3 protein-coding genes are annotated in these 5109 nt (G+C 71.8%); all 3 read right to left on the bottom strand.

Annotated features, from left to right (window positions below):
- Positions 1–113: 113 nt before the first annotated feature.
- Positions 114–1730: an outer membrane protein assembly factor BamB family protein gene (locus ACWGIU_RS29340; protein WP_453710797.1), complete on the bottom strand. Its 1617-nt coding sequence runs from the start codon at positions 1728–1730 to the stop codon at positions 114–116.
- A gap of 128 nt (positions 1731–1858) precedes the next feature.
- Positions 1859–3661 carry an ABC-F family ATP-binding cassette domain-containing protein gene (locus ACWGIU_RS29345; protein ID WP_453710799.1) on the bottom strand — a complete coding sequence of 601 codons (1803 nt, stop codon included), beginning with the start codon at positions 3659–3661 and terminating at the stop codon, positions 1859–1861.
- Between the two features lie 28 nt (positions 3662–3689).
- Positions 3690–5018 (bottom strand): acyltransferase family protein, encoded by a 1329-nt coding sequence (locus ACWGIU_RS29350; protein WP_453710801.1) that lies wholly within the window; start codon positions 5016–5018, stop codon positions 3690–3692.
- Positions 5019–5109 lie beyond the last annotated feature (91 nt).

The following is a 5109-nucleotide window of genomic DNA, read 5'->3' on the forward strand; positions in this document are numbered from 1 at the left end:
CCCCCGAAGACCGGCGGAACCCAGGCCTCCTCGGCCGTCTCGCCTCGGTGCGCGGCCAAATCCTCGGGGCCCGGAAGGAGTTCTCCGGGCCCCGCTGCCGGACCGGCGCGTTCTCACTTGCCGAAGACCATCAGGAGCTTTTCGTCCTGGCCTTGGGCGCGCAGATGGGTGGAGGAGATGAAGAAGCGTCCGTCCACGTAGTCCAGCTTCGGGACGTGGAAGGTCCTCTCGATCGGGGCGGCGGGGCCCGAGGGGTGGCGCAGCAGCGCGGTGGGCGTGCCGCCGGCGGCCGGGATGGAGAGGACCTCGCCGCCCTGCTCCTCCTCGGCCTTGCGGTAGGCGATGAGCCGGCCGTCCACGGCCTTGAGCGGGGTGAGGGTGCGCTTGCCCCCGGCCGGGACACGCCACTTGTCCTTGCCGGTGGCCAGGTCGAAGGCGACGATCTCGTTGGCCTTGCCGGTGCCCGCCGCGGTGGGCAGGTAGAGCGTGTTCGCGTCGACGACGGCCGAGGGGCAGGTCACCAGGGACCGGAAGAGGCCGGTGTCGCCGCAGCCGACGGCGAAGCTGCCCTCGCCCGCGAGGGTGGCGGTCTGCTTCCCGTCGGGTCCCAGGACCACGATGGAGCGCTGCTTCGCCGCCTCGTTGCCGATGTCGAGGACGGTCGGGTTCACCGAGTAGATGCTGGTGACCTTGAACTTGGCGGGGAGCCGGTAGGCCCAGGCCTTCGCGCCGGTGACGGGGTCGATGCCGTGGACCTCGGCGGTGGAGTCCTCGTCCGAGCACGTGGCGAGGGCGATCATCTTGCCGTTGCCGGCCTCGTAGGAGTCCGCGTTGCAGCCGTCGCCCAGCGGGTTCGCGAAGAGCTTGTCACCGTTGCTGATCTTGAAGGCGCTGGCGGTGCCGCCGCGGCTGACGGTGACGGTGTCCCCGAGCATGGACAGGGTGGGGCTGGTGAAGATGTCGAAGAGCCCCTCACTGGGTACCTCTTTCGACCAGACCTCCTTGCCCGTCTTGAGGTCGACCACCCGCAACTGGTTGCAGGAGGTGTTCTCCCCTTCGCCGTCGCGGTACATGACGGCCGTCCTGCCCTCGGCCGTGGTCTGCGAGGCGACGGAGCAGATCGGCGCGGGGAAGGGGAGTGTCCACTTCTCCTTGCCGTCGGTGACCGAGTAGCCGGTGAGGTTCTTCCAGAGGCTCTTGACGACGGTGTCGCCGATGACCCACTGGGCGGCGGCGTCGACGCCCATGCCGGGGCCGTCGACCTTGGCGGTCTTGAGCCACAGGACCTTGTCCTCGCCCTGCTTGCGGCCGGAGTTGAGATCCGCCTGCTGCGGGCCGCCGCCCGCTCCGTTGCCGTCGCCCTTCTCCACGGACGGGGAGACGGAGGGCTTGGCGTCGGCGGGCTCCTGCGCGACCGGCTTCGCGTCCTTGTCGTCGCCGGAGAAGGCCGCATAGCCGACGCCGCCCAGGACGAGGGCGGCGGCCACCGCGGCGGCGATCAGCAGGACCGCCTTCTTCTTCGGCGCCCCGCCCGGGCCGGAGCCTCCGGGGCCGCCGGGGCCCGCAGGGTGCTGCTGCACGGTGGGCGGCTGCGGCGGGTGGGCGGGCTGCTGGGCGTACGGGTTCCCGCCCTGCGGAGGGTACCCGTACCCCTGCTGCGGCGGACCGGGCAGGTGCCCGTAACCGGAAGGCGCCGGCGGCTGGTTCGGCGGCTGGGGCGGCTCGGTCATCAGCGCACGCTTTCGGCATCGGGAAGGGTCGAAGGGGATGACCTTTCTACCACTGCCTACGCCCCTGCATCGGGCCGGTCGACCCCTGTTCCCGTGGGGTGACCGGCCCGGTTCCGCTCAGGCCCCGCTCAGGCCTCCTCGGCCAGTTCCAGCCAGCGCATCTCCAAGTCGTCGCGGTCCGAGAGGAGTTCGCGCAGCTCCGCGTCGAGCTTGGCCACCTTGTCGTAGTCGGTGGAGTTCTCGGCGATCTGGGCGTGCAGGTTGCCCTCGCGGTCGGACAGCTTGTTCAGCTGCCGCTCGATCTTCTGGAGTTCCTTCTTCGCGGCGCGCGAGTCCCCCGAGGCGGTGGACTTCGCGGCGCCGGTGGACGGGACGGGCGCCGGAGCGGCCGCCTCGATCATCCGCTGCCGGCGCTCCAGGTACTCGTCCAGACCGCGCGGCAGCATCCGAAGGCTCGCGTCGCCGAGCAGCGCCATCACCGTGTCGGTGGTGCGCTCGATGAAGAAGCGGTCGTGGGAGATGACGATCATCGAGCCGGGCCAGCCGTCGAGGAGGTCCTCCAGCTGGGTCAGGGTCTCGATGTCGAGGTCGTTGGTGGGCTCGTCGAGGAAGAGGACGTTGGGCTCGTCCATCAGCAGGCGCAGGATCTGCAGGCGCCGGCGCTCACCACCGGAGAGGTCGCCGACCGGCGTCCACTGCTTCTCCTTGGTGAAGCCGAACTGCTCACAGAGCTGGCCCGCCGTCATCTCGCGGCCCTTGCCGAGGTCGACGCGGTCACGGACGCGCTGGACGGCCTCCAGGACGCGCAGGGACGGGTCGAGTTCGCCGACCTCCTGGGAGAGGTAGGCCAGCTTGACGGTCTTTCCGACGATGACCTTGCCGGCGGCGGGCTGGACCTCACCCTGGGTGCGGGCGGCCTCGGCGAGGGCGCGCAGCAGGGAGGTCTTGCCGGCGCCGTTGACGCCGACGAGGCCGACGCGGTCGCCGGGACCCAGGTGCCAGGTGAGGTGCTTGAGCAGCTCCTTCGGGCCGGCGTGGACGCTGACGTCCTCCAGGTCGAAGACCGTCTTGCCGAGGCGGGCGTTGGCGAACTTCATCAGCTCGGAGGTGTCGCGCGGCGGCGGCACGTCGGCGATCAGCTCGTTGGCGGCCTCGATGCGGTAGCGCGGCTTGGAGGTCCGGGCGGGGGCGCCGCGGCGCAGCCAGGCCAGCTCCTTGCGCATCAGGTTCTGCCGCTTGGACTCCTCGGTCGCGGCGATCCGGTCGCGCTCGGCGCGGGCGAAGACGTAGTCGCTGTAGCCGCCCTCGTACTCGTGCACGTCACCGCGCTGCACGTCCCACATGCGGGTGCAGACCTGGTCGAGGAACCAGCGGTCGTGGGTGACGCAGACGAGCGCGGAGCGGCGCTCCTGGAGGTGCTTGGCCAGCCAGGAGATGCCCTCGACGTCGAGGTGGTTGGTGGGCTCGTCGAGGATCAGGAGGTCCTGGTCGGCGATGAGCAGCTGGGCGAGGGCGATCCGGCGGCGCTCGCCACCGGAGAGCGGGCCGATGACGGTGTCGAGGCCCTGGCCGAAGCCCGGCAGGTCGAGGCCGCCGAAGAGTCCGGTGAGGACGTCGCGGATCTTGGCGTTGCCCGCCCATTCGTGGTCGGCCATGTCCCGGATGATCTCGTGGCGGATGGTCGCCCGGGGGTCGAGTGAGTCGTGCTGGGTGAGGACGCCCATGCGCAGGCCGCCGGACTGGGTGACCCGGCCGGTGTCGGGTTCCTCCAGCTTGGCGAGCATCCGGATGAGGGTGGTCTTGCCGTCGCCGTTGCGGCCGACCACGCCGATCCGGTCTCCCTCGGACACGCCGAGGGAGATGCCGTCCAGCAGGGTACGTGTGCCGTACACCTTGCTGACTGCCTCGACATTGACCAGATTGACGGCCATCAGACGCGCTCCAGGGAAAGGGTGTGGATCAGCCCCTCAGCCTAACCCTCCGGGCCGGGGCAGACCGTTCTACGAGATACCAGCCGCCCAGTGCCATCGCGATCGCGGCCGGCGCGGTGACCGGCAGGGCGATCAGTGTGGCGCTGTGCCCGTCGAGCAGGCCGCCGAGCCCGGTCATGGACAGGCCAAGGATCCCGAGCAGGCACAGCGTGATCCCGAGGGCGGCGACCGGGCCGCCGCTGCGCCGGCCGGGGGCGGGCACGCTCGGCCGGGGCGCCTCGAAGCGGCGGAACAGTGCGACGAGGACACCCGTCAGCGCGGCCGCTGCCGCCATCCGTACCGGGACCTGCGCCCACCAGGCGGCCGTGGCGGGGGCCGGCAGGCGGAGGCCGAGGCCGAGCTGGGCCGCGTACACGCCGAGCATGGCGGTCAGGTGCCACAGGAAGGCGGTCATGGCGAGGCCGTTGGCCGCGACCACCCCGCGCCAGACGCGCGGGCGGCGCAGCCACGCGGTGGCGGGCCCGGCCGCCAGCTGGACGGCGCCGACGAGCCACAGGCCGTGACAGAGCAGGGCGAGGGTGGGCGGGGCCATGTTGGAGACCTTCTCGCCGGGCATCCCCACCATGGACAGCGGGTACGGGCCGTACGCCACCAGCAGGGCGGCGCAGGCGAGCCCCGCGGCGGCGAGGACGGCGGGCCTGCGGATGCGGCCGTCGGCGCGCAGGAAGCCGAGCTGGTGGACGGCGAGCCAGACGAGGGCGAAGTTCAGGAACTCCACGTACGGGACCCCGAGCGCGAAGCGCAGTACGTCGACCAGTGCGGCCGCCCCGGCCAGGGCCGCGAAGGCGGCCCAGCCGTGGCGCTCGTGCAGCTTCAGCAGCGGCGGGGTGAAGGCGACCATGGCGAGGTAGATCCCGATGAACCACAGCGGCTGCGTGACGAGCCGCAGCGCGGCCCCGGTCAGCGTCCCGCCGCCGTGACCGGAGAGCTGCACGGCGAGCGCGATCGCGGCCCACACGAGGACGAAGACGAGGGTGGGGCGCAGCAGCCGCTGGAGCCGGGCCCGCAGGAAGGCGGCGTAGACGGGCCCGTCGGCTCGGCGGGCCAGGGAGCGGTAGGACAGGGCGTGCGAGAACCCGCCGACGAAGAAGAAGACGGGCATGATCTGCAGCCCCCAGGTGAGCACCTGGAGGGCGGGTACTAGGGCGAGCAGATTCCCTATGCCGTCGCCGCTGACGGCGGCCATCAGCCAGTGTCCGGCGATGACGGTGCCGAGCGAGGCGACGCGCAGCAGGTCGACGTACCGGTCGCGGTCGGCGGGGGTGGCCTCGGCCATGTCCCGTGCGGTGGCTGTCATGGGGCCACGGTGTCCCCCGCCGGGCGTCTCCCGACAGGGTGCGGATACTCAACTCAGGCCTGAGTACCGCCCCGGGGCTCCGCCCCGGACC

Source organism: Streptomyces sp. NPDC054840 (genome assembly GCF_053611065.1).

Coding starts and splice junctions, on each gene's coding strand:
- ACWGIU_RS29340 (WP_453710797.1), bottom strand. CDS start 1,730: ATGACCGAGCCGCCCCAGCCGCCGAACCAGCCGCCGGCGCCTTCCGGT.
- ACWGIU_RS29345 (WP_453710799.1), bottom strand. CDS start 3,661: ATGGCCGTCAATCTGGTCAATGTCGAGGCAGTCAGCAAGGTGTACGGC.
- ACWGIU_RS29350 (WP_453710801.1), bottom strand. CDS start 5,018: ATGACAGCCACCGCACGGGACATGGCCGAGGCCACCCCCGCCGACCGC.